The sequence below is a fragment of the Rubrivirga sp. genome (genome assembly GCF_965213695.1).
Taxonomy (GTDB): Bacteria; Bacteroidota; Rhodothermia; order Rhodothermales; family Rubricoccaceae; genus Rubrivirga.
Window position 1 is genome coordinate 3,711,298 of record NZ_OZ243912.1, and the last position, 23,317, is coordinate 3,734,614.

The window sequence follows — 23,317 nt, forward strand, 5'->3', positions numbered from 1 at the left end:
GCTCGGGAAGCTGTCCCCCTCGTCGAGGGGGACAGCCCGTCCGCCCGCTGAGCGGAGCGAGGGGCGGACGGGCGGGGGGTACGAGTCGTACGAGTCGTCATGGGTGCGATCTAAAACCCCACGGAGAGGCCGAGCTGAACGCGGCGCGGCTCCTGGTAGAAGTCGGGGCGGACGTAGTAGCCGGGGTCGTCGGTCGGGCCGACGTTGAGGAAGGTGACGTCGGGCTGGCCCGTGTCGCCGAACACGCCCGTCGCGTTGCGGGCGTCGAGCACGTTGTAGACCTGGACCGAGACGCGGGGCTTGAGCCCACCGGCCGAGAGCTCGGTGAAGGCGTACAAGTCGAGCGAGACCGTCGTCGGCCGGCGGAGCGCGTTCGTCGGGATCGCCGGGCGGACGCCGATCCGGCCCCCGTTCTGGCGGACGTCCGGCGTGTACGGGTAGCCCGTCCCGAATCGGCCGATCGTCGAGACGCCCCAGCCCTTGCCGCCGACGAACACATTCGCGTTGAGCGTGTGGCGCTGGTCCCAGTTGAGCGGGATGATCCGGAGCGTCGGCGTGTCCTCGCCGGACCGGGCCGCGATGGCGTCGCCCGGGTCCGAGTTCGAGCCCTCGGCCACCTGGAACGTGTAGTCCACGTCGAACGAGAACCGGCCGTCGAACCGCTTGCCCAGGGCCGCCGTGATCCCGCGGACGTTCGAGAAGTCGAGGTTCGAGTAGATCAGGTAGTCGACGCCCGGCAGCGTGGCCTCGATGGGGAAGCTGACCGAGACCCAGTCCTCGATGTCGCGGTAGAACCCGGTGAGGTCGAGCAGGAAGTCGTTCCCGATCCCCTGCTGGAGCCCGATCTCGTACATCACCGTCCGCTGCGGGTCGAGGTCCGGGTTCCCGTACGGCCCGTAGGTCCCCGACGAGTTGCCGACGCGGTAGCCCGGGTTGGCGAACAGGAACTCGTAGGTCGGGATCTGGAAAAAGTAGCCGTACGAAAAGTGGATCACGCCTTGGGACGTGATCGGGTAGGCCACGCCCAGGCGCGGCGAGACCTGCACCTTGGGCGTCGCGTCGGTGTAGAACGTCGCCAGCCGCTGGTCGAGCGTCGTCCGGTTGTCGTCGCTCCGCTCGGCCTCCGAGATCAGGCCGTCGCCGTCGAGGTCGTTGAAGCGGTTGACGAGCTTCTGCGGGTTGAAGGCGTTGGGGTCCTCGGAGTCGACGGGGATCTGGCCGTTCGAGTCGAAGTAGTCGAACCGGAGCCCGGCGTTGACCACGAACGACTCGTACTCGGCCTTGTCCTGGACGTAGGCGCTGACGGTGAGCGGGCGGACGCCGTCGATCTGCTCGAACAGGTTCGTCTCCGGACCCGGGATCTGGAGCCGCCCGTCGTCGCCCTGGGTCAAGGCGTAGCTCTCCAAGAACAGGTCGTCCAGGCGGACCTCGACGCCGGTCTTGACCAGGTGCTCGCGCAGCGCCTGCCACGTGAGGTCGCCCTTGAACGAGACGTTGCGGGTCTCGCGCTGGAACCGGTTCAGGTCGACGCCGCCGCGCAGGAACCGGCCCGGCCCCTGGAGCACGGCGACCGAGTCGGAGGGGAAGCCCGTGGTCGGATCGAAGCCGGTGTAGACGAACTCGGGCGTCTGGAGGAGGAACGTGTTGTCGCCGTACTCCTCGACGGTGTCGAACGCGGCCGTCTCGTTCCGCTTGACGGTCGTGCTCGCGTTGAGGGTGTAGAACGCCGAGTTGGAGAGCGTGTGCGTGAGCTGGAGGTTGGCCGTCAGCCCCTCGTCGCGGTAGCGGCGGATGCCGTCGGGATTCTGGCGGAAGTCGAAGTAGTTGTCGCCCACATCGCCCTCAGTCAGCGACGCCAGCGTCGTCAGCGACAGGTTCACCGCGTTGTTGACGCGGAGCTTGAGCGTGGCCTGGCCGCTCCACTTTTCGAACCCGTTCATCGGGACGAGCGCCGAGTCGCCCGGCGTCCCGTCGGTGTTGAACACGCGCGAGCCGTAGAGCCAGCCGTCGTTGCGGAAGTAGCGGCCGAGCGCGAAAAAGCCGAACCGGTTCGCCACGATGGGCCCGCCGAGCGACAGCTGCCCGTTGACGTACTGGGCCGGGTTGAGGTCGAGGTACGAGTACGGGTCGACCCCGTTGTAGGGCAGGTTCGCGAGTGTCGAGTACGCGGCGGTGTTCGTGCTCCGCAGCACGTCGCCGCCGCCCGTGCCGGCCACGGCGTACGAGCCCGTAAACACCTCGGCGTTGCCCTCGAACCGGGTCCCCGGGTCCTTCGTCACCACGTTGATGATGCCCGAGTTGGCCTGTCCGTACTCGGCGTTGTAGGTGCCGGCGATGATCTGCAGCTCTTCGATCCCCTCGTTCTCGATCTGGACCGAGACCGACCCGTCGTAGGCGTCGGTCACGCGGACGCCGTCGACGAAGTAGGCCACCTCCTTCGACCGGCCGCCCCGGATGTGGATGTTGCCGCCGGACGTCGTGATGCCGGCCTGGGTGTTCAGGATGTCGCCGATCTCCTGGACCGGCAGCGCGTCGATGGCGTCGGCCGTGACCCGGAACTCGGACGACGTGAGGTCGCGGCGGACCAGCTCGGCCGACGCCGTCACCACGACCTCCTCGGACGTGATCCCCTCCCCGTTCAGCTCGAAGTCCGTCGTCGTCGTCAGGTCGACGTTGACGCGGACGCCCTCGACCGACGTCGACGTGTAGCCGACGAACGAGGCGACGAGCGTGTACGTCCCGGGCCGGACCCCGATGATCCGGTACTCGCCGTCGAGGGTCGTCGCCGCGCCCTGGCTCGTCCCCTCGATCCGGACGCTGGCGCCGGGGATCGTCTCGCCCGTCTGGGCGTCGCGGACGGTGCCCGAGAGCTGGCCCGTGGTCTGGGCGAGCGCGGCGGGCGAGAGCAGGAGCGCGGCGAGCGCGAGGGCGGAGCAGAGTCGCATGGGCGTTAGCGGGCGGCCAGGAGCGGGGCCAGCACGTCGCGGTCGACGCGGACGGGGAAGCGGGCGCGCAAGCCGTCGAGCGCTTGGGTCAGCCGGCGCTGGGCGTACTCGGCGTCGAGCGCGGCGCGGACGTCGGGCCGGGCCTCGTCGAACGTCATCGGGCGCGGCGCCAGCGTCTCACCCCGCGCGACGAGCACGAACCGGCCGGCCACCTCGACCGGCCCGACGACGGCGCCGGGCGCGGCCTCGAAAACGGGATCGGCCAGGGCGCCGAGCTGGCCCCGGGTGACGGGCCCGAGGTCGCCGGACAAGGTCGCCGCGCGGGGGCGGACGGAATAGGCACGAGCGAGGGCCCCGGGGTCCTCGCCTGCGGCCAGCCGGCGACGGAGCGCGTCGGCCTGGGCCCGCGTCTCGACCAGGATCTCCGTCGCGCGGACGCGCTCGGGCGTCACGAAGTCGGCGCGGTGGGCGTCGAAGTGGGCGCGGAGCGCGGCCTCGGGCACGTCGACGTCGGCGCGGAGCCGGCGCTTGGCCTCGTCGAACACCCAGTCGTCCATCCGCCGGGCGATGCTGGCCTGGACGGCGGCGTCGTCCAGCCCGGTCGCCCGGGCGCGCGCCGCCAGCTCCTCGCGGACCAGCAGGCCCTCGACAAAGTCGCGCAGCGTCGCCGCGTCCTGGACGGCCGCCCGCTGGCGGTCGGTCATCGACGCCGCCAGGTCCTCGACGTGGCCGACCGTCCACACGCCGTCGAGGACGTCGGACTCGAACCGGACGAGCGGGGTCCGGCGCCACGCGGCCAGGGCCTCGGCGTCGAGGTTCGGGACGGCGCCCGTGGCGAAGGCGACGAGCCGGTCGAAGGCGTCGGTGAACTCGGGAGACAGGTCGTCGCGGGTCTCGCGGCTGAGGCGGAACCGGGCCTCGGTCCGCTTCCGCTTGGCGACGTAGCGGCGGATCTGGCCGCGCCGCCGCGCGAACTCGTCCTCGGTCAAGAGCGGGTTCGAGGCCCGGGCGTCGACGCGGATCACGGAGTAGCCGGTCGCCGTGCGGACGGGCTCCGAGACCTCCCCGATGGGGAGCCGGAACGCGGCGGCCTCGAACGCCGGGTCCAGCTCGTCGTGCCCGAACGGGCCGACGCGCCCGCCGGTCGCCGCCAGCGCCGGGTCGGCGAAGGTCTCGCGCGCCAGCGCTTGGAACGTCTCGCCGGCCAGCAGCCGGCGGCGGAGCGCCTGGGCCGTCGCGAGGTCGCGGGCGTAGAGGTGCCGCGCGTCCGTCGTCGTGTTCATCTGGACGAACATCTCGCGCTCGTCGGCCTCGGTCACGGCCAGCTCGTCGCGGAGCGTCCGGGCCGTGTAGCGGTCGACGAGCGCCTTGGTCTCGGCGAGCGCCCGAGCGGCGCGGTAGGCCTCGGTCTCGGCGACCCCGTCCGCGAGCGCGCCCTCGATGAGCAGGCGGCGGCTGACGAGCGACGTCACGACCGCGTCGAGCGCCTGGGGCTCGCCGTCGAGCCCGGCCTGCACCACGAGTTCGGCGTAGGCCTCGGCCACCTCGTCGAGCGTGACGACGCCGCCGCCCACCCGAGCGACGACGGCCGCGCCGGGCGAGGCCTCGGCCTCGGGGCCGCAGCCGGCCCCGAGAGCGCCGGCCGCGACCGCCAGCGCGGCCACCAGAACGAGGGGAGCGTGGCGTCGGGTCATGCGAGTTCGCGGACGGCCTCGCCCGTCGTCTCGCGCAGGACGAGGTCGGGGGCGAACACCGTGTGGGCGGGCGGCGCGCCGGGCGCGTCGAGTCGGCGGAGCAGGTGCTCGGTCGCCAGCTGGCCCATCTCGTACATCGGCTGGCGGACCGTCGTCAGGCCCGCGTACGCGCTGGGCTCGATGTCGTCGAACCCGACGACGTCCAGGTCGCGGGGCGTTCGGAGGCCGGCCTCGCGGACGGCCCGGAGCGCGCCGAACGCCATCACGTCCGCGGCGACGAAGACGGCCGTCGGCCCGTCGTCGCGGCCCTCGAACCGTTGGAGCAGCGCCCGCATCGCGCGGTATCCCGCGTAGCGGGTGTACCCGTGGTGGACCAGGTCCCACTCGGCGTGGACGACCAAGTCCGGGTCCGCCTCGACCCCGGCCTCGGCCAGGGCGTCCCGGTAGCCGGCCTCGCGGCGGTCCGACGGGCCCGAGCCGGCGACGGGCAGGACGAGCCCGATCCGGCCGTGCCCCCGCGCCAGCAGATGGCGCGTGGCGATGGCCCCGCCCCGCCGGTTGTCGACCGTCACCGAGTCGATCTCGGGGTGGTGCGCGTCGACGAGGACGGCCGGCCGGCCCGAGTCCCGGATCTGGCGGGCGCGGTCGTCGGCGAGCGGCGTCGAGATGAGCAGGAGCCCGTCGGCGCGGCCGGGCTGGACGGCTCGGGCGAGCTGCCCGCCGATGCTGTCGAGCGTCCGGCTGGCGTAGACCACCAGGTCGTAGGAGCTGGCGTCGAGCCGGTCCTGGATCCCTCGGAGCACTTCCATGAAGAACGCCGAGGTCATGATCGGGACGACGGCCGAGACCAGGTTCGTGTTCTGGCGCGCCAGGCTCTGGGCACTCGCGTGGGGCTCGTAGCCCAGCGACTGGGCCACCTCGAACACGCGCTGGCGCGTGGTCTCTGACACGCGGGGGTGGCCGTTGAACGCCCGCGACACCGTCGCGATCGAGACGCTGGCGCCTTCGGCGATGTCGTAGATCGTGACGGGCAAGGGGCCAGGGTGTGCGTAAGCGCTTACAGACGCCTCTAGATACCGCACCCGCCGCCTCCGGTCAAGGGAACAGCTGAGCCTCCGCCGAATCTCGGAAGCGCTTTCGGCTCGGCCTGCAGAGTCAGGGTCCGAGTAATGGGCAGCGGGGTCGGTCGCGTACTTGCCAGGCAGACGCTTACGCCTCGTCCCAGCGCTCGATCATGTCGATCACGGCGTCGGCGATCTCGCCCTGGTCGACGGTCCCCACGATCTCGCCCTTCTTGAACAGGTGGGCCCGGCCCCGGCCGAGCGACACGCCGAGGTCGGCGCCGGCGGCCTCGCCGGGCCCGTTGACGGCGCAGCCCATGAGCGCCACCGACAGGTCGCGGTCGAAGTTTTTCGCGGCGACCGCCTCTTCCACGTCATCGACCACCGAGAAGAGGTCGCCCGCGAGACGCCCGCACGTCGGGCACGCGATGACGTTGACGCCGGGCCGACCGAGCCGGAGCGACTTCAAGATCTGGTGCCCCACGCGGACCTCGTTGACCGAGTCGGCCGCCAGGCTCACCCGGATCGTGTCGCCGATCCCGTCCGCCAGCAGCGAGCCGATCCCGATGCTCGACTTGATCGGGCCGGTCTTCATCGAGCCGCTCTCGGTCACGCCCAAGTGGAGCGGGTAGTCGGTCGCTTGGGCCAGGAGCCGGTAGCTCTGGATCATGAAGTACACGTCGGAGTGCTTGACCGAGATCACGACGTCCTCGAACCCCTCGCGGTCGCAGACCTCGGCGTGGCGGAGCGCGCTCTCGACCAAGGCCTCGGGCCGGGGGTAGCCGTACTTGTCGAGGAGGTCCTTTTCGAGCGAGCCCCCGTTGACGCCGATCCGGATGGGGACGCCGCGGTCCTTGGCCGCGCGCAGCACCTCGCGCTCCCACTCGGGCTTGCCGATGTTGCCCGGGTTGATGCGGACCTTGGCGACGCCGGCCTCGAGCGCCATCAGCGCGTAGGTGTGGTTAAAGTGGATGTCGGCCACGATCGGCACGGGGCTCCCGGCGACGATGGCCCGGAGCGCCTGGGCGTCCTCGGGCCGGGGCACGGCCACCCGGACGACGTCGGCGCCGGCCTCAGCCAGCTCGCGGATCTCGGCGAGGCAGCCGGCCACGTCGTGCGTCTTGCCCGTCGTCATGGACTGGACCGTGATCGGGGCGCCGCCGCCGATGGCCAGCTCGTGCTCGACGCCGTCGACGGTGTGGCGCAGCGTGACCTGGCGGCTGTGCCGGCGCGGGCGCTGGGGGGCCTGCGCGGCCTGGGTCGATTCGTCCTGGGAGAGCTCCATCGGGGCGGGGGATGCGGCCGGTGGTACCCGGCTCCGGCCGAGACGTTCGGGCGCCGGCCGCTACGATTCCGCGAATCCGCCCCTGACGGTCACCCGTGCTGGCCGACGAGGTAGACGAGATAGCCGACGTAGCCCGCCAGCAGCCCCGCGCCCTCCCACCGGACCAGCCGGCGCCCGGTCCACAGCATCCCAACGAGCGCGACCGTCAGCGCGCCCATCACGGCGAGGTCGACGGGTTCGAGGCCCGGCGCCACGAGCGGGCGGACGAGCGCCCCGGCGCCCAGGATGCCGAGCAGGTTGAACACGTTCGACCCGACCACATTCCCGACCGCGATCTCGCTCTCGCCCCGGAGCGCCGCCACGACCGTCGTCGCCAGCTCGGGCAGGCTCGTCCCGACGGCCACGACGGTCAGACCGATCACGGCGTTCGAGACACCGGCGGCCTCGGCCAGCCGGACGGCCCCGCCCACGAACAGGTCGGCCCCGACCACCAACCCGGCGAGCCCGGCGACGACGAACGCCGCGTCGCGCCACGCCGGCCCGGTCGGCGCGGCGATGGGCAGCTCGACGGCCGCCTGCTCGGCGCGCGCCGCGCGGACGCTCCACACGAGGTAGGCCGCGAGCCCGACGACGAGCGCGGCCCCCTCTCCCCGTCCCAACGCGCCGTCGAGCAGCAGCCCCGCCGCCAGCGCCGTCACGGCGAGCAGCACCGGCAGGTCGCGCCGGAACAGCGACCCATCGGCCACGAGCGGGCGGATCAGGACGGCGAGGGCCAGCACGAGCCCCACGTTCGCGATGTTCGACCCGACCACGTTCCCGACGGCGATCCCGCCGGCCCCGGCCAGCGCCGCCTGGACGCTCACGACCAGCTCGGGCGCGCTCGTCCCGAACGCGACGACGGTCAGCCCGACGACGAGCGGCGTCAGGCCGAGCCGGAGCGCGAGCGCGGCGGCCCCCCGCACCAGGACGCTGGCGGCGAGGACGAGGAGGGCGAGGCCGCCGGCCAGCGCGAGGAGGTCAGAAAGCATGAGGGACGGAATGAGGGCGGGCCAAACGACGGGGCGGGAGGCCGGCTCCGCTTGCGCCAAAGTTCTTACAGAGACCGGGGACGGGAGACCGGAGACGGTTTCTCTCCCTTCCGTCCCCTCCCTCCTCCCGAGGAGCGACGCAAAAGGCCCGTCGCCTCCGCACCAAGCCGTCGTCAGCGGGCCGCGGCGGCGTCGCGGCGGAGACCCGCCAGCAGCGCACGGGCCTGGGGGTCGTCCGGGCGGAGCCGGACGAGCCGCTCGGCGAGCGCGATGGCGTCGTCGAACCGGCGCTCCATCAGGTAGGCCCCGCTCAGGTTGTAGAGCACCTGCGGCGTGTCGGGCTCCACGGCGTGGGCCCGTTCGAGGTAGCCGACGGCCGCCGGCCGGTCGCCGGCCTGCAACGCGAGCGCGCCCAACACGGCGAGCGCCGGGACGTGGTCGGGGTCGCGGTCGAGGGCCTGCTGGAACAGGCTCGCCACGTAGGGCAGCCGGTCGTCGCGGCCCTCGCGCTGGACGCGCGTCAGCTCGAGCGCCGCGAGCTGGCTCCAGGCCGACGCCAGGAACGGGTACGCCTGGAGCACGGCCCGCCGCGTGACGAGCGCGTCGCGGAGCCGGCCGTCGCGTTCGAACAGGGACGCCAGCGAGTCGGCCGCGGGGAGCCACGCGACCCCGCCCATCACGTCCCGAGCCAGGCCGGCGACGTAGGCCGGCGTCCGGGCCGTGTCGATCCGGACCGGCTGGGACTCCTCGGGCCGGAACGGCCAGCCGGCCGTGAGCTGGGCCACCCGCATCCGGCCGATCAGCGAGTCCATTGGCGTCACCAGGCGGACCAGCCGGCCCGGCGGCGTCGGCCGTGCCTCGTCGCCCAGGAGCCCGTCGGCGACGATGGCGTCGAAGAAGGCGTCGGCCAGGACGCCGTAGCCGTTCAGGTTCGGGTGGAGGTGCTCCAGCATTACGCGCCGGCCCACGACGCCGCCGGGCGAGACGGCCCGCAGCGCCCTCTCCCCCTCGACGACCGTCGCCCCGTGCTCAACGGCGACCCGGCGGACGACGGCGTTGAACTCGGCCGGGGCCCGGAACCGGAGTGCGTCGAGGTCGCGGGCTCGGGCGAACGCGGCGCGCGCGTCGTCGGGCCGGCCCAAAGCCTCGTAGACGTGGCCGAGCGCGAAGAACGGGTCGGCCGCGAGGGTGTCGAGGGCCGTGGCCCGCTCCAGCAGCGGCAGCGCGTCCCCCGCCCGGCCGGCCTCGTAGGCGTCGATGCCGCCCTGGGCCACCTCCGTCCACGCCGCCTCGTCGGTGGCCTCGCCGAGCGACGTGATGAACGGGCGCTGGTCGTGCTCGTTCGAGGCCAGCGTCGAGACGTAGACCGGGATGCCGGCGGCCTCGTACGCCGCGAGCAGCCGCGACAGGTTCTGCTCGAACTGCTCCCGCCCGGCTTGGTAGATCTCGCCGCCGTACGGCACGTTCTGCTCGCCGATCATCCGGGCCATCAGCGTGTTCGACGGCGGGCGGCCCGCCGGGCGCGCGTCGCCTCCGAGCGCCGCCACCCGGCCGACGACGTCGCGGACGAGCTGGACCGTCCGGAACCGTCGGAGCCAGAGGTACGCCCGAACGAGTCCCGGCGACCGCCCCAGCGACTCCGTGGACGCGGCCCCGAGCGCGCCGTAGAACTCGTTGTGGCCGGCGTAGATCACGACCGCGTCCGGGTCCTGCTCGATCACCTCGTCGGCCAGGTCCAGCAGCGTGAACGAGTTGACGGCTGCCATCGCCGTGTTGACCACCTCGACGTCGCGGTCGGGGTACGCCAGCCGGAGCCGCGTGCCCAGGATCTGGGGGAACGACGCGCCCCGGTAGAACGGGTACCCCGCCGCCGACGACCCGCCCTGGGCGATGATGCGGACGGTTCCCTCGACCTTGTCGGCCGCGAACACGTCGGGGTTCGGCGTCGGCACGGAGGCCGTCTGGGTGAAGTAGCGCCGGGCCACCTCGCGGTTCGGCGTCAGCAGGCTGTCGACGCCCTCGACGGGGACGAAGAGCGGGTAAGTGTCGCCGTAGCCGCCGAGCCGCAGGCCCGCTTCGAGCAGCACGAAGAACAGGACCGGCAGCAGCACCAGGACGGCGACGAAGGCCCGGCGGCGGCCGGGCGAGAGCGCGGCGTCGGGGGCGGGGTCCTCGGCAGTCAGGGTCATCGGTGCGGATCGGGGCGCGCCAGGATACGCCGGGTGCTCGCTGGACTCGCCGACGTCTTGCGTCAGCGCCGGTCGGGCGTGACGACCGGGGCGGTCGCCGTCGTGACTTCATCGACCGCGTTCAGGAGCCGGCGGAACGAGCGGCAGCGCTCGGCGGCAACGTCGAAGTCGAGCGCGCTCGTGAACGCGGCCTGGTGGAGGACCGGATCGTACCTCCTGCCTTGAGGCATGAGCGCCCTCAACGGAGCCTTGCAGTCTCGTGGCTTCTCGGGCTCGCCTGGGTAGTGCGCGTCTTCAGGCAGGTCGGTCGTCTCCGCTGCGATGCTCGGCAGGCTCGCGAGAAACCACGCTTCGTATTCCCGGCGTGCCAGCACGACCGCGACGGGGAAGGGGAGTCCGTAGCCGCGAAGGTTGTCGGCCAGCTTCGGCCCTTCCTCCGCTGGGCACCCGTCGTCAAGGTCGAGGAGCACGAGCGCAGCGTCGACAGGCTGACGGCGGAGGGCCTCCGCGTTGCGGCCGAGGTGCGCCCGGAACGCAGGCAGCCCCCCGACCCGCATCGTTAGCCGCTCCGGGACCACCCAGTCATGCTTCCCGATGCGGTGAACGGCCCGGGTAAGCAGGCGTGGGACGGCAACCTCCTCTCCCCTGCCCTCCACGACTGCCAGCAGTCGCGGCATCAGCTTTCCTCCCGGTTGAGACCTTGCACTCGCATGAGCTCGCCTGTCGAAAACAGCTTGTCTCGAATGATCCCGCGCTGAATCGCGTCAACTCGTCCGACGACCGTCCCCCCATCGACTCGTTCCACGACGCGGAGCGAGTCGACATCGAGGCCGTCGATCAGGTCGGGGCTGTGCGTGGTGACGAGAACCTGCCCTCGTGCGCTCGCCTGCTCCAAGACACCCGCGAGGACCGCAGCCACACCTGGATGCACGTTCCGCTCAGGCTCCTCCAGAATGATGAACGGAAGCGAAGGCGACTGATACAACGCCGCCAGCGTCGCTACGAGGCGGATCGTCCCGTCGGATTCGAGGTCGATCCCGGACCGCGCCGTGTCCCCATCGCCGCCGCTCGGATACAGAACCTGAGCGAGGAAGTGGTTGCCGAGTTCGTCCACCTCGATCCCCCCCGCTCCATCCACAGCGAGACGAAGCACCTGCCGGACCGTCTCGCCGTCCGGGCCACGCAGGATGTCCGACAGCACGGCATACAGGTTCATCCCCCGCTCGTCGAGGGGCCACGTCATCCGAGCGCGCTGGGGGCCCTTCAACTCGTGGATCGGGAAGTCGTAGTCCCTGACTCGGAGCAGGGCCCTCTCCGCCACTTCGAACAGAGCATGATGAGACGGGCTGATGTACGGAAGTCGTCCCTCCGGCTCGGTGGGGCCGAGGCTGGCGAGCCGAGACAGAAGCGGGCGGTTCGACTCGGTCCAGTCCCATCCCGTGACGGCTCCATCGGAAGACACGACCACCCCCTCAGGCTCTCCACCTCCCATGGCCCGTGCCACCTCCTGGCGATCGTCGGCCCCCTCTCGAAGTTGGTATTGGCAGGTCCAGCCCTCGTACTCGATCTGGACACCCACGCTCAACGCGGTACTACCCCGGTGGCAGACGGTGTCGAGCCCGCCCCGGTCGAGCAATGCCTGCTCGAACCCTCGCGCCACGCAGTCCCGGAGAAATCGAAGGACATCGACCGTGTTGCTCTTCCCCGATCCGTTCCGCCCGACGAGCACCGTGAGGTCGCCCAACTCCAAGTCGAGATCCGCGACGCTGCGGAAGTTTCGAGCCTGGACGCGGGTGATGCGGGCGCGGGGGTCGGGCGTGTCCATGGCGGCAAGGTAGGCCCGCGCGTCAGCCAGCCGGCGTCCGGAACAGGTCGGCCGAGGCGGCGAACTGGTCGGCCGTGGCCACCATCACGAGCCGGTCGCCGGGCGCGACGCGGAAGTCGCCGGCCGGGCTCCCGACCGTCTCCCTCCCCCGGCGGACGGCCATCACCGTCAGCCCGTGGCGCTGGCGGAGCCCGAGGTCGGCGAGCGTCTGGCCCGCCGCCGGGGCCCCGTCGCGGACGGCGACCGCGCGCGTGTGCAGGCCCTCCTCGTCGAGCCCCTGGAGCACCATGAGGTGGGCCTCCTGGATCGAGCCGCGGAGCACGCCGTAGTCGTCCTGACGGACGAGCGCGGCCTGGCGCTCGATCTCGTCCTTGGGGATGAGGTACGCCCCGAGCACGTGCGCGAACAGACGGACCGTCGTCTCGAGCTCCTCGGGCACGACGACGTCGGCGCCGGCCCGGGTCAGCGGCTCGACCTCGACCACGAACCGGGTCCGGGCGAAGATCTGCAACGTCGGGTTGAGGTGGCGGGCGACGGCCACGATCCGCCGCGTCGCGTCGGCGTCGTTGATGGCGACGACCAGGAGCTTGGCCCGCTCGACGCCGAGCCCGCGCAAGATCGGCTCGCGCGAGGCGTCGCCGTAGACGGTGGCCGCGCCGGCGGCCTCGGCCTCGCGCAGGCTCTGCGGGTTGAGGTCGCTCACGGCGTACGGGATCCCGCTCTCGCCCAGGACCCGGCCCAGCCGCCGCCCGGCCAGCCCGTACCCCACGACGACCGTGTGGTCCTCCAGGTCGACGCCGTGGCCGTGGCCGCCGGCCGCGCCCGGCGCGGCGTCCTCGACGCGGCGGCCGAGCGCGGCCAGCCGCGGCCCGAGCGCGACGAGCCCCGGCGTGGCCAGCATGAGCACGACCGTCACCGCGATCAGAACCTGGGCGCCCGCTTCGACGCCGCCCGGCAACAGACCGACCTCGGCCCCGGCCAGCGCGAGCACGAACGAGAACTCGCCGATCTGGGCCAGCGTCAGCCCGACGGCGAGGGAGACCCCGAGCGGCGAGCCCAGGAGCCGCGCACCGAGCGCGGCGAGCGCCGTCTTCAGCACCAGAACCGTCACCGCGACGGCCGCGACGAGCCCGAGGTTCTCCCACAGGAACGCCGGGTCCAGGAGCATCCCGACCGACAGGAAGAACGCCGCCGTGAACAAGGTCTGGAGCGGCAGGATCTCGCTCAGCGCGTGCTCGGCGTAGTCGCTCTCGCTCACCAGGAGCCCGGCCAGGAACGCCCCGATCGCCAGGCTCACGCCGGCCAGCGACACGGCCCAGGCCGTCCCCAGGCACACCGCCGCGACGGCCAGCAGGAACAGCTCGGTCCGCCGCGTCTCCGCGATCCGGGCCAGGAGCGCCGGGACCACGCGCCGGGCGCCGACCAGGACGGCCGCGATCACCAAAACGGCTTTCCCCAGCGCCCACACCACGTCGAGCGCCGACCCGCCCTCGCCGGCCAGCGCCGGGATCAGCAGGACCATCACCACGATCACGAGGTCCTGGAACAGGATCATCGCCAGGGCCACCCGGCCGACGGGCGTGTCGGTCTCGGCCCGCTCGCCGAGCACCTTGAGCACGATGGCCGTCGACGAGAGCGAGACCAGGAAGCCGGTGAACACGGCCGCCCCCACGCCCACGTCGAGCAGCACCAGGAGGCCCGCCACGACCCCGATCGTCAGCGCGACCTGAAGCCCGCCGCCCAGGAAGATCGGCCGGGCCAGCCGGGCCATCTGGCCTAGCGAGAACTCGACGCCAATCGAGAACAAAAGGAGGATCACGCCGACCTCGGCCAGCTGGGCCACCAGGTCCACGTCGTCGACGAGCCCGAGCGCCTCCGGCCCGATGGCGACGCCGGCCAGCAGGAACCCCGCAATCGGTACCAGGCGGACCCGGTAGCACAGGTAGGCCACCAGCACGCCGGCCGTGAACAGGGCCGCGAGCTCGCCCACGAACGGGAGCGGCCCGGCGGCGAGCGGGAGGTCGATCATGGAGCGCGGAGGCGAGGGGACCGGGCAGACGGCCGGGGCCGAAAAGATCGCCCCGCCCCGGCGTCGATGCCGAGGCGGGGCGCGAGGAGGCGGAACGCGAGGAGGCTAGGAGGCGGTCTCGCGCGCGCGGAGCCGGTCGAAGTGCCGCTGCTGGTCGGTCCCCGGGCGGACGCTGTACGGGTCGTCGGGGAGCGAGACCCGGATGAGCTCCGGCACGCCGTCGACGTCGCGGAACCGCTGGGGCGTCCCGTCCGGCTCGTCGCCCAGGACCAGGACCGTCGTGCCCTGCTCCAGGATGCGGCCCCGGCTGGCGAGCCCGCGCTCGGCGCCGCCGTTCGTCGTCCGCCAGCCGTCGGCCCAGTCGTAGATCCACTGGGCGTCGGCCGTCATCAGGCGGACGCAGCCGTGGCTCGCGGCGCCCGTCGTCGGGAGCGCGTAGTACTGGTGGATGTGGATGCCGCGGCGGTCGTGGAAGTTGAACACCCACCGCATGTCCCAGCTCTGGCCCGGCGGCGACAGCGTGCTCACGCGGTGGAGCTCCTTCCAGTTAAAGTTGAACCGGCCGTTCGGCGTCTCCGACCCGTCGGCGCCGGTCGAGACCAGGCCCCACCGCGCCAGCCGGCCGTTCTCGTAGCCGGCCCACGCCTGGACCGACTTGTCGATGACGAACAACTTGTCGAAGTCCCGGCCGCCGGGGTAGTCGCGCGGGAACGGGCTGAACGCGCGCGGGTCCGCGTCGATCACGCTCGGCAGCACGATCCGGTCGCCGACGCGGAGGTCCTGGATAAAGACGCCGTTGAGGAAGGCGACCATCCCGTTGAGCCGGTCTCGGCCCTGCTGGACGTCGCCGTCGCCGACCTCTTGGTAGAGCTCGTGGCGGGCCAGGATCGAGTTGCCGCTCTCGTGCTCCAGCGTGTGGTACCGGTAGCTGACCTCCGGGATCTCGTCGAGCTGGTCACGGCGGGCGTAGAGCAGCTCCGCCAGGCGGTCCTGGTTGTAGAGCGAGCGGTCGCTCTGGGCCCGGGCGGTCGGCACCGCGAGCCCGGACAGGGCGACGGCGGCGAGGAGGAGGAAGAGGCGCATGGGGAAGGGGCCGGGGTGGGAACGGCGCCCCGGTAACGGACGACGGCGCCCGCTGGTTCGTGAGTTCGGAGTTCAGACAGGACGCCCGTCGCGCGGGGCCCTGCCGAGGGGCAAGCCGACGAGTGGCCCGGAACTTTTCCACGGGCGCCGGTCCACGCCTCACGCCTCACGCCTCACGCCTCACGCCTCACGCCTCACGCCTCACGCCTCACGCCTCACGCCTCACGCCTCACGCCTCACGCCTCACGCCTCACGCCTCACGCCTCACGCCTCACGGCACCAGCCACCAGATGTAGCCGACGTAGCCCAGCAGCAGCACGACCCCCTCCCAGCGGCGCGTCCGCCCGCCCGTGAACAGGAACAGGAGCGTGACGAGCCCGAAGGCGACCATGATCGTCAGCACGTCGGCACCGACGCCGGTGGCCCGGATCGGGGCGGCGAGCGCGGCCGGGCCGAGCACGCTGAACACGTTGAAGATGTTGGACCCGACGGCGTTGCCGAGCGCGATCTCGGCCTCGCCCCGCCGCGCGGCCACGATGGTCGTGGCCAGCTCGGGCAGGCTCGTGCCGAGCGCGACCAGTGTCAGCCCGACCACGGCCTCGCTCACGCCCAGCTGGGACGCGACCGCGACGGCGCCGGCCAGCAGCCGGTCCGCCCCGTACACCAAGAGCGCGATCCCGCCGACGACAAGAAGGATGTGGCGCTTGAACCCGACCGACGCCTCGGCGAGCGCGTCCGCGACCTCGGGCGGGAGCGCCGCCTCCGCCGCCTTCGCCTCGCGCACCTCGCGCCGCGACGTCCGGATCCCGTTGACGGTGTAGGCGACGGCGGCGGCCAGGAGCAACCCGCCCTCCCACCGCGCCAGCGTCCCGTCGAGCAGGAACACGACGAGCACGCCCATCGAGAGCAGCATGATCGGGAGGTCGTGGCGGACCAGCTTCTGGTCGACGGCCATCGGCGACAGCACGGCGGCCACGCCGACGATGAGGCCCAGGTTGGCGATGTTCGAGCCGACCACGTTGCCGATCGCCACGCCGCCCTCGCCCGACAGCGCCGCCTGGACGCTCACGACCAGCTCCGGGCTCGACGTCCCGATCGCCACGACCGTCAGCCCGACCACGAGCGGCGTGATCCCCATCCGCAACGCGAGCGCCGACGCTCCTCGGACGAGCCCCTCGGCGCCGGCCAAGAGCAGGAGCACACCGCCTCCCATCGAGAGCAGGCTTTCCGTCAACGTCATGCGGGTTCGTCGGTGGGCTAGGGGGATTCCCCCTCACCCGCCCCCCCCGCGTCGCGTTCCCGGTTTACTCGCTCTCCTCCCGCCACCGCAGGCCGACGCGGACCGGCCGGTGGTCCGAGAACTCCACCGGCGTGGTCCGGGCCGAGGTCACCTCGAGCGCGGGGTCGACGAGCACGAAGTCGATCCGGACGAACGGGCGCGAGGCGTGGTACGTCCGGCCCCAGGCCCGGCCGCCGGCGGCCTGGACGGCGTCGGCCCGGTCGACGCCGCCGGCCGTCCGGAGGCGTCGGTAGCTCCAGTTGTCGGCCGTCGAGTTGAAGTCGCCCGCGACGACGACCGGGAGCGTCTCGTCGGCGATCCGGTCGGCGATCTCGGCGGCCTCGTCGCCGCGCTGGGCGTAGACGCCGCGGTACCGGCGGAGGTAGGGGGCCCACGTCCGGGGGCTCGCCAGGCGGACGTCCGGGTCCTGCCACGGCTTCGGCGAGCCGAACGACCGGAGGTGGACGTTGTACACGACCACGTCGCGGCCGTCCCAGCGGAGGTGGGACCTCAGCGCGAGCGACACGTCGGGGTCCCGCTCGACGCCCAGGATGAGCACCTCCTGCTCAACGACCTCGACGCCCGACCCCTCGCGGACGAAGAACGGGACGTCGGTCGAGTTGACCTGCCAGCCGGGGTGGCTCGCCAGCCGCGCCGGCAGCCGGAGCCGGTACGGGAGCCGCGTCCGGACGGCCTCGACCTGGACCACCTCGCCGGCGCGGCGCCGCTGCTCGCTCCGCGCGATCACGCGGGCGTCCTGCATCAGCAGGAGGTCGGGCTCGGTCGCGCCGACGTAGGCCACGACCGAGTCGCCCAGGGCCTCGCGGCTCGGGCCGGTCTCGGGCACGTTGAACGTGGTCAGCACCAGGTCGTCCGGCCCGTCGGCCGGGGCCGCCAACCGGCCCGGCCCGCCGGCCCGGACGCCGACGATCAGCAACAGCACGGCGTGGAGCGCGACGGCCCGCCACCGACGGCCGACAAGCCACACGACAGCAAACACCGCCAGCGCCAGGGCCGCGTACGGCAGGCCGATGGCGACGAGCTGGGCCCACCAGTACGGCCTCGGCGGGAGGTACGGCGCCGCCAGCCCCGTGACCACGGCCGCGAGCACGGGCGCCTCGACGAGCGCCAGCAGCACCCAGCCGACCGAGAGCCGACGACGAGGCGGGGTGTCGTCAGTCACGGCTGGCCCGGTCGAGGGCCTCCCGCTCCTCCTTCGTCAGGCTCTCGTAGCCCTTCTCCAAGATCTTGTCCAGGATCTGGTCGACCGTCAGCGCGGTGCCCGACGCGCCCGACGCGCCGCGCTTCGACGGCCGGCCCGCCGGCGTCGCGACGGGGTCCGACCGCTTGAACGGGTTCCGGCTCGGCGTCGGCGCCGAGCGCGAGCGGCGGGCGCCGAAGAACGGGGCCGCCCACGCCGCCGGGTCCCGCCCGGCCCGCTGCGCGCGCGCGAACAGGACGCCCGCGAGCGCCGCGCCCAGCACCGTCAGGTCCGCCGAGAACACCAGGCTCAGCACCACGAACCCGATCGCGATCCACTTCATCGAGACCACCCCGAGCAGGAACAGGCCGATCTGGCGGTCCGGGTGCAGCGTCGCCACGGCGCACAGGACGGCCGTCACCGGCGTCCACAGGCCGAAGTAGACGCCGCGCGGCGACGGCAGCACGGCGCCGAGCGCCAGCCCGACGAGGGCGCCGCCGAGCGCGCCGAGCACGTAGAGCCCGAACAGCCGGTGGGCCCCGTGGTTCTCCTCGTAGTCCCGGCCCATCCACTGGAGCCAGTAGAACCCGAACACGAACGAGATCAGCCCGAAGAACCCGCCGAAGGCGTTGACGAACCCGTACGTCAGCGGCGTCCACGGCCGCGCGAGCACGGCCTGGGGGTTGGCCGGCAGCGTCAGCCAGTCCACGACGGCGAGGGCCGGGACGCCGAACGCGGCCAGCAGCGCCAGCACGACGTACGCCAGGTACGTCGCGAGGTTGACGGTCAGCAGCAGCCGGAGGGCCGGCGGGAGCGCGGCCCGCCAGAGCTGGAACCGGAAGAGCGGGGAGTCGGCGGCGGCCATGCCAGGGCGGCGGGTGGGGTTACGAGAGCAGCGTGCGCGGGCGGATGGGCAGCCGGCCCAGCCAGTACAGGACCATCACGGCGCCGGTCACCATCCCGCCGAGGTGGGCGAAGTGGGCCACGCCGGCCTGGACCGACGTGAATCCGGCGAACAGGCTGAACGCGGCGTACCCGAGCACGAACCACTTGGCCGGGATCGGGACGGGCAAAAATAGGAGGTAGATCGGCGACTCGGGGTACAGCAGCCCGAACGCCGCCAGCACGCCCAGCACGCCGCCCGAGGCGCCCAGCGTGGGGACCGGGATCCCGCCGGCGTCGCCCATCAGGAACGGCCACGACGTCACGCCGAGCTGGAGCAGGCTCGCACCGAGCACGCACGCGAGGTAGAACCCGAGGAACCGCTTCGACCCCATCACCCGCTCGATCGACGCGCCAAACATCCACAGCCCGAACATGTTGAACAGGATGTGGCCGAACCCGCCGTGCAGGAACGCGCTCGTGACGAGCTGCCACGGCCCGAACGACCCGAACGCGACGACGCCGTCCGAGAACCGGATCGCCTCCGGCCCGCCGATGGGCCACAGCGCGAACAGCCGCTCGATCACGTCGAACGGCTCGGGCGACCGGGCCTGGAAGATCATTTGGGCCAGGAACGCCAGCCCGTTGAGGATCAAGAGGTTCTTGACGACCGGCGGGAACAGGCCGAGCGACGAGGGCGGGCGGTAGGCGTTCTGCACGTGGCGAAAGCGGAAAGCAGGTGCGGTCTCACCCACGCGTCGTCCTGAGCCTGCGAAGGATCGCAACGCCGACGTCCCGACTCGTCGGGACCAACGAGGAGGGCACGGGGGCCGAGTCGAGATCCTTCGCGGTCGCTCAGGATGACACAGTGGGGGACCGGAGCGAGAACGGGGCGGCCCCTCGTGCCGGTGGAGGTCGGCGGGAGGAGCCCGCGAACGGGGGGCGGTCCGGCGAAGTTGCGCACGCTCCGCCACGGGCGCGGGACCGGCGCGGGCAAGGGGCGAAGAATCCTCGCAGCGGAGACTGCCGGGCCCAGGGCGCCGTTTCTTGCCCCGTTTCCCCTGGGCCCGGCCCGTCCGTCCTGCTCCTCCTGCTCTCCGACCTCCACCTCGGCCGGGGCTCGCGCGACGCGACGCGCGCGGCCGAGCGCGACGCCGTCGCCCTGCTCCGGGCGCACGAGCGCGAGGTGATGGACGGCGGCACGCTGGTGCTGATGGGCGATGTGTACGACCAGTTTATCGAGTACAAGCACCTGGTCCCGAAGGCGGCGCCCCGGTTGGTCGGCCTGCTGGCCGAGTGGGCCGACGCGGGGGCCGAGGTCGTCTACGTGGTCGGCAACCGGGACCCGTGGCACGGCTCGTTCTTCGCCGACGACGTGGGCGTGACCGTCGCGCGGGGCGCGTGGGAGGCCGAGCGCGGCGGCCGGGCCCTGTATATTGCCCACGGCGACGGGCAGGGCGCGCCCGCCACCCTCGCCGACCGGCTCTCCTCCCGACTCCAGCCGCTCCTCCGAGCCCCGCTCATGGCCCGCCTCTACCGCATGGGCCTGCCCGGCGACGCCGGCTACGGCCTGGCCCGCTGGGCCGCCCGCCGGTTCGGCACCGACGGGACGCCGGACCCCGCCGCCCACCGCGCCCTCGCCCACGCCGCCCACGACCGGCTCGCCCGGACCTCGGCCGACCTCGTCGCGTTCGGCCACTCCCACCGCGCGGCCCTCGACGTGACGCCGCACGGGACCTACCTCAACCCCGGCTACTGGTTCGGCGCCCGCACGTTCGCCCGCATCGGCGCGGACGGTCCGGCCCTCTGCCGCTGGCGCGACGGCGCGGCCGTCCCGTTCGCCGCCGCGACGGCGTCTGCTCCCGCCTTCGCGGCGGCCCCCACCCTCTGACCCCCGGCTTGGCGCCCCCCGCCATGGACGACACCCCGTACACCGACGACGAGCTCGAGGCCTTTTTCGGGTCCCCCGATGCCCGGCACGCCGCCCTCGACGCCCAACGTGCCGAGACGACGACGGCGCCCGGGCGCATCGTTCCAAAGGAAGATGACGAGCTCGCCTCGTTCTTCGGCTCCCCCGACGCCCGAGGCGACGGGGCCTCGCGCGACGCCCGGCTCATGCCGCCGCCGCCGAGCGGGCCCGCCGCGCCGCCTCCGCCGACCGGGCCGGAGGCCGAGCGCCGCCGCCGCGTCGGCCGGGCCCTCGCGGTCGTGCTCGGGCTGGTCGGGCTGGGCGTGTTCGCCGGGCTCGGCGTGATCGCGTACCTCAGCCAGGACCTCCCGTCGTTCGAGCAGATCGAGAACCCCCGCAACCTGCTCGCCACCGAGGTCCTGACGGCCGACGGCGTCGAGCTGGCGCGGTACTACGACGGCGAGAACCGGACGTGGGTCGGGCTCGACGAGATGAGCGAGCACGTCCCGGCCGCGCTCATCGCGACCGAGGACCGGCGCTTCTCCGAGCACTGGGGCGTCGACGCCTATGCCATCGGGGCCATCATCAAGGACGTGGTCACCGGGCGCGGCGCGCGCGGGGCGTCGACGATCACGATGCAGCTCTCGCGGAACCTCTACCGCGAGGCGACCGGGTTCGTCATCGGCGAGCGGTCGATCGTGCGGAAGGCGAAGGAGATCCTGATCGCTGTCCGGATCGAGCGGACCTACACCAAGCCCGAGATCCTGGAGGCCTACCTCAACACGGTCCCGTTCCTCTACAACGCCTACGGCATCGAGGCGGCGGCCCAGACGTTCTTCTCGAAGCCGGCCGCCGACCTCGACGCGGGCGAGGCGGCCACGCTCATCGGGATGCTGGCGGCCAACAGCCGCTACAACCCGTGCCTGGCGCCGGGCGGGACCTCGGCCGAGTGCCTGGACGCCGACGGCGACGTGCTGACGGTGAGCGAGAACCAGGCGGCCGTGACGCGCCGGAACGTGGTCCTGACCAACATGCGCGCCCAGGGCGTGCTCACCGAGGACGCCTACCGCGCGGCCTACGACGAGCCGATCCGCCTGGCGTTCGACGTCTACAACCACGAGGACAACATCGCGCCGCACTTCGCGGAGGTCCTGCGGCTGTGGTTCCGGGAGTGGGCCGAGGCCAACGGCTACGACCCCTACCGCGACGGCCTCGTGATCCGGACGACGATCGACAGCCGGATGCAGGCGCTGGCGGCCCTCGCCGTCGAACAGGAGATGGACCGGCTCCAGGGCATCGTCGACCGCGGGTGGGGCTCGGCGGCGAACCCGTTCGGGTACTGGTGGAGCCGGAATACGGCCGTCGTCAACGAGTACGTCCGCGAGACGGACCGCTTCCGGTCGCTCACCGCCCAGGGCGCCTCGGCCGAGGAGGCCGTCGCCGAGCTCCGCCGGAACGGCGTGTTCATGGACTCGCTCAAGACGGCGCGGACCCGGGTCGAGGCCGGGCTCGTCGCGATGGACCCGACGAGCGGCCAGGTCAAGGCCTGGGTCGGCGGCCGCAACTTCGTCGTCAACAAGTACGACCACGGCGGCCAGGCGCGGCGCCAGCCGGGCTCGACGTTCAAGCTGTTCGCCTACGCCACGGCGTTCAACAACGGGTACTCCCCGCAGTCCGGCGTCCACGACAGCCCGTTCCGCTGGGGCGACTGGGCGCCGCAGAACTCGGGCGGCGGCTACGCCGGCTACACAACCCTCGCCGAGGGGCTCCGCTCGTCGCGGAACGTCGTCGCGGCCCGGATCACGAAGCACTTCGGGACGGCCGAGATCGCGCGGACGGCCTACCAGATGGGCGTCCGCACACCCCTCGAGCTCGCCCCGCCGGTCCTCGACTGCGCTCGGGACCGCCAGGGCCTCGCCCGGTTCGGCCTGACGTGCTCGGCCGGCCAGAAGGCCATCGCGGTGCCCGCCGAGAAGTGGGCCCAAGAGTGCCCCCCGTTCGAGGCCCGCAAGAACGACTGCTACCCCCGCTCGATCTCGCTCGGGACCCAGGACCTCTCGCTCTTGGAGCTCGTGACCGCCTACGCGACCGTCGCCAACTACGGCGTCTACCACGGGCCGACGTTGGAGGAGGACCGGCCGGTCAACCCGGACGTCCCGCCCCACATCGTGCTCGCCGTGGCCCAGATCGAGGACCGCTACGGCAACGTCATCGAGGACTTTACGCCGGTCGCGCGCGAGGTGCTCAACCCGTCGACGGCCTACACCACGTTCGACGCCATGCGCGCCGTCGTCGACGCCGGCACGGGCCGGGGGCTCAACGGGTTCACCGGCGTCGGCCCGCTCGACGTGGCCGGCAAGACGGGGACGACCCAGGAGAACGCCGACGGCTGGTTTATCGGCATGACGCCCCAGCTCGTCGTCGGGAGCTGGACCGGGTTCGACGACCGCCGGATCACCTACCCCTCGACCTCCATCGGCCAGGGCGGGCGGACCGGGCTCCGCAACGTCGGCGCGTTCCTGAGCCTGCTCCAGACCGAGGGCGACGAGGCCATCCAGCTCGACCCGGACCTCGAGCTCGAGAAGCCCGAGGACTACCAGCCGCCGACGCGGCGGAGCCGGATCGGCGACGCCGGTGGGAGCTACTGGCCGGGCGACACGCGGAGATCGGGCCGGTCCGGCCGGAGCGGCGGCGCGTCGGGCGGCGGCTCGAACCGCCAGAACCAGTCGGCCGACCGGCCGGCCCGCGAGATGCTCGACCGGATGCAGAACACCCGGCCCGCCGACGAGCCCCGGCCCCAGACCCAGGGCGGCGGCTCCGGCGGACGGATCGGCTGGTGACCGAGGGCATGGGGCACGGGGGAGGGGGCAAGGGGCCTCTCCTCTCTTGCCCCTTGCCCCCTCCCCC

Annotated in this window: 16 protein-coding genes; 2 read left to right on the forward strand and 14 right to left on the reverse strand. The window is 72.7% G+C overall.

What is annotated here, in order from left to right; all coding sequences use genetic code 11:
- Nucleotides 1–110: 110 nt before the first annotated feature.
- From ACOOHE_RS16455 to ACOOHE_RS16520, 14 genes are all read right to left on the reverse strand, one after another.
- Nucleotides 111–2,945: a TonB-dependent receptor gene (locus ACOOHE_RS16455; RefSeq protein ID WP_420455170.1), complete on the reverse strand. Its 2,835-nt coding sequence runs from the start codon at nucleotides 2,943–2,945 to the stop codon at nucleotides 111–113.
- A 5-nt stretch (nucleotides 2,946–2,950) separates the two neighbouring features.
- Nucleotides 2,951–4,639, reverse strand: a complete 1,689-nt coding sequence (locus ACOOHE_RS16460; protein WP_420455171.1) for a peptidylprolyl isomerase — start codon at nucleotides 4,637–4,639, stop codon at nucleotides 2,951–2,953.
- Nucleotides 4,636–5,673 (reverse strand): LacI family DNA-binding transcriptional regulator, encoded by a 1,038-nt coding sequence (locus tag ACOOHE_RS16465; RefSeq protein ID WP_420455172.1) that lies wholly within the window; start codon nucleotides 5,671–5,673, stop codon nucleotides 4,636–4,638. The genes ACOOHE_RS16460 and ACOOHE_RS16465 overlap by 4 nt, the downstream gene beginning before the upstream one ends.
- A gap of 175 nt (nucleotides 5,674–5,848) precedes the next feature.
- Nucleotides 5,849–6,985, reverse strand: coding sequence for a flavodoxin-dependent (E)-4-hydroxy-3-methylbut-2-enyl-diphosphate synthase (ispG, locus tag ACOOHE_RS16470; RefSeq protein WP_420455173.1), 1,137 nt, complete (start codon nucleotides 6,983–6,985; stop codon nucleotides 5,849–5,851).
- A gap of 89 nt (nucleotides 6,986–7,074) precedes the next feature.
- On the reverse strand, nucleotides 7,075–8,013 hold the full coding sequence (locus ACOOHE_RS16475; protein ID WP_420455174.1) for a calcium/sodium antiporter: 939 nt from the start codon (nucleotides 8,011–8,013) through the stop codon (nucleotides 7,075–7,077).
- Nucleotides 8,014–8,186: 173 nt separating this feature from the next.
- Entirely contained in the window at nucleotides 8,187–10,202 is a 2,016-nt protein-coding gene (locus ACOOHE_RS16480) for a tetratricopeptide repeat protein (protein WP_420455175.1), read from the reverse strand.
- Nucleotides 10,203–10,264: 62 nt separating this feature from the next.
- Nucleotides 10,265–10,879 carry a DUF4276 family protein gene (locus ACOOHE_RS16485; RefSeq protein WP_420455176.1) on the reverse strand — a complete coding sequence of 205 codons (615 nt, stop codon included), beginning with the start codon at nucleotides 10,877–10,879 and terminating at the stop codon, nucleotides 10,265–10,267.
- Nucleotides 10,879–12,027, reverse strand: a complete 1,149-nt coding sequence (locus tag ACOOHE_RS16490; RefSeq protein ID WP_420455177.1) for an AAA family ATPase — start codon at nucleotides 12,025–12,027, stop codon at nucleotides 10,879–10,881. Before ACOOHE_RS16490 ends, ACOOHE_RS16485 begins: the two co-directional genes overlap by 1 nt.
- Before the next feature lie 22 nt (nucleotides 12,028–12,049).
- Nucleotides 12,050–14,056: a cation:proton antiporter gene (locus ACOOHE_RS16495; RefSeq protein WP_420455178.1), complete on the reverse strand. Its 2,007-nt coding sequence runs from the start codon at nucleotides 14,054–14,056 to the stop codon at nucleotides 12,050–12,052.
- A 105-nt stretch (nucleotides 14,057–14,161) separates the two neighbouring features.
- Complete coding sequence (locus ACOOHE_RS16500; RefSeq protein ID WP_420455179.1) at nucleotides 14,162–15,139, reverse strand: L,D-transpeptidase; 978 nt, start codon at nucleotides 15,137–15,139, stop codon at nucleotides 14,162–14,164.
- A gap of 271 nt (nucleotides 15,140–15,410) precedes the next feature.
- Nucleotides 15,411–16,379 carry a calcium/sodium antiporter gene (locus tag ACOOHE_RS16505; protein ID WP_420455180.1) on the reverse strand — a complete coding sequence of 323 codons (969 nt, stop codon included), beginning with the start codon at nucleotides 16,377–16,379 and terminating at the stop codon, nucleotides 15,411–15,413.
- Between the two features lie 64 nt (nucleotides 16,380–16,443).
- The gene (locus tag ACOOHE_RS16510; RefSeq protein ID WP_420455181.1) at nucleotides 16,444–17,601 is read right to left on the reverse strand and encodes an endonuclease/exonuclease/phosphatase family protein; all 1,158 of its coding nucleotides are present in this window, start codon (nucleotides 17,599–17,601) and stop codon (nucleotides 16,444–16,446) included.
- On the reverse strand, nucleotides 17,594–18,484 hold the full coding sequence (locus ACOOHE_RS16515; protein ID WP_420455182.1) for a rhomboid family intramembrane serine protease: 891 nt from the start codon (nucleotides 18,482–18,484) through the stop codon (nucleotides 17,594–17,596). Before ACOOHE_RS16515 ends, ACOOHE_RS16510 begins: the two co-directional genes overlap by 8 nt.
- Nucleotides 18,485–18,503: 19 nt before the next feature.
- Nucleotides 18,504–19,220: a rhomboid family intramembrane serine protease gene (locus ACOOHE_RS16520; RefSeq protein WP_420455183.1), complete on the reverse strand. Its 717-nt coding sequence runs from the start codon at nucleotides 19,218–19,220 to the stop codon at nucleotides 18,504–18,506.
- Nucleotides 19,221–19,690: 470 nt separating this feature from the next.
- On the opposite strand from ACOOHE_RS16520, the gene ACOOHE_RS16525 reads away from it, so the two are divergent.
- Nucleotides 19,691–20,392: a UDP-2,3-diacylglucosamine diphosphatase gene (locus ACOOHE_RS16525; RefSeq protein ID WP_420455184.1), complete on the forward strand. Its 702-nt coding sequence runs from the start codon at nucleotides 19,691–19,693 to the stop codon at nucleotides 20,390–20,392.
- Nucleotides 20,393–20,415: 23 nt separating this feature from the next.
- Entirely contained in the window at nucleotides 20,416–23,250 is a 2,835-nt protein-coding gene (locus tag ACOOHE_RS16530; protein ID WP_420455185.1) for a transglycosylase domain-containing protein, read from the forward strand.
- The last annotated feature ends 67 nt before the right edge of the window (nucleotides 23,251–23,317 follow it).

Bases quoted from the DNA above. Each gene is read 5' to 3' on its own strand.
- ACOOHE_RS16455 (WP_420455170.1), bottom strand. From the start codon at position 2,945: ATGCGACTCTGCTCCGCCCTCGCGCTCGCCGCGCTCCTGCTCTCGCCC.
- ACOOHE_RS16460 (WP_420455171.1), bottom strand. From the start codon at position 4,639: ATGACCCGACGCCACGCTCCCCTCGTTCTGGTGGCCGCGCTGGCGGTC.
- ispG (WP_420455173.1), bottom strand. From the start codon at position 6,985: ATGGAGCTCTCCCAGGACGAATCGACCCAGGCCGCGCAGGCCCCCCAG.
- ACOOHE_RS16475 (WP_420455174.1), bottom strand. From the start codon at position 8,013: ATGCTTTCTGACCTCCTCGCGCTGGCCGGCGGCCTCGCCCTCCTCGTC.
- ACOOHE_RS16480 (WP_420455175.1), bottom strand. From the start codon at position 10,202: ATGACCCTGACTGCCGAGGACCCCGCCCCCGACGCCGCGCTCTCGCCC.
- ACOOHE_RS16485 (WP_420455176.1), bottom strand. From the start codon at position 10,879: ATGCCGCGACTGCTGGCAGTCGTGGAGGGCAGGGGAGAGGAGGTTGCC.
- ACOOHE_RS16490 (WP_420455177.1), bottom strand. From the start codon at position 12,027: ATGGACACGCCCGACCCCCGCGCCCGCATCACCCGCGTCCAGGCTCGA.
- ACOOHE_RS16495 (WP_420455178.1), bottom strand. From the start codon at position 14,056: ATGATCGACCTCCCGCTCGCCGCCGGGCCGCTCCCGTTCGTGGGCGAG.
- ACOOHE_RS16500 (WP_420455179.1), bottom strand. From the start codon at position 15,139: ATGCGCCTCTTCCTCCTCCTCGCCGCCGTCGCCCTGTCCGGGCTCGCG.
- ACOOHE_RS16505 (WP_420455180.1), bottom strand. From the start codon at position 16,379: ATGACGTTGACGGAAAGCCTGCTCTCGATGGGAGGCGGTGTGCTCCTG.
- ACOOHE_RS16515 (WP_420455182.1), bottom strand. From the start codon at position 18,484: ATGGCCGCCGCCGACTCCCCGCTCTTCCGGTTCCAGCTCTGGCGGGCC.
- ACOOHE_RS16525 (WP_420455184.1), top strand. From the start codon at position 19,691: ATGGACGGCGGCACGCTGGTGCTGATGGGCGATGTGTACGACCAGTTT.
- ACOOHE_RS16530 (WP_420455185.1), top strand. From the start codon at position 20,416: ATGGACGACACCCCGTACACCGACGACGAGCTCGAGGCCTTTTTCGGG.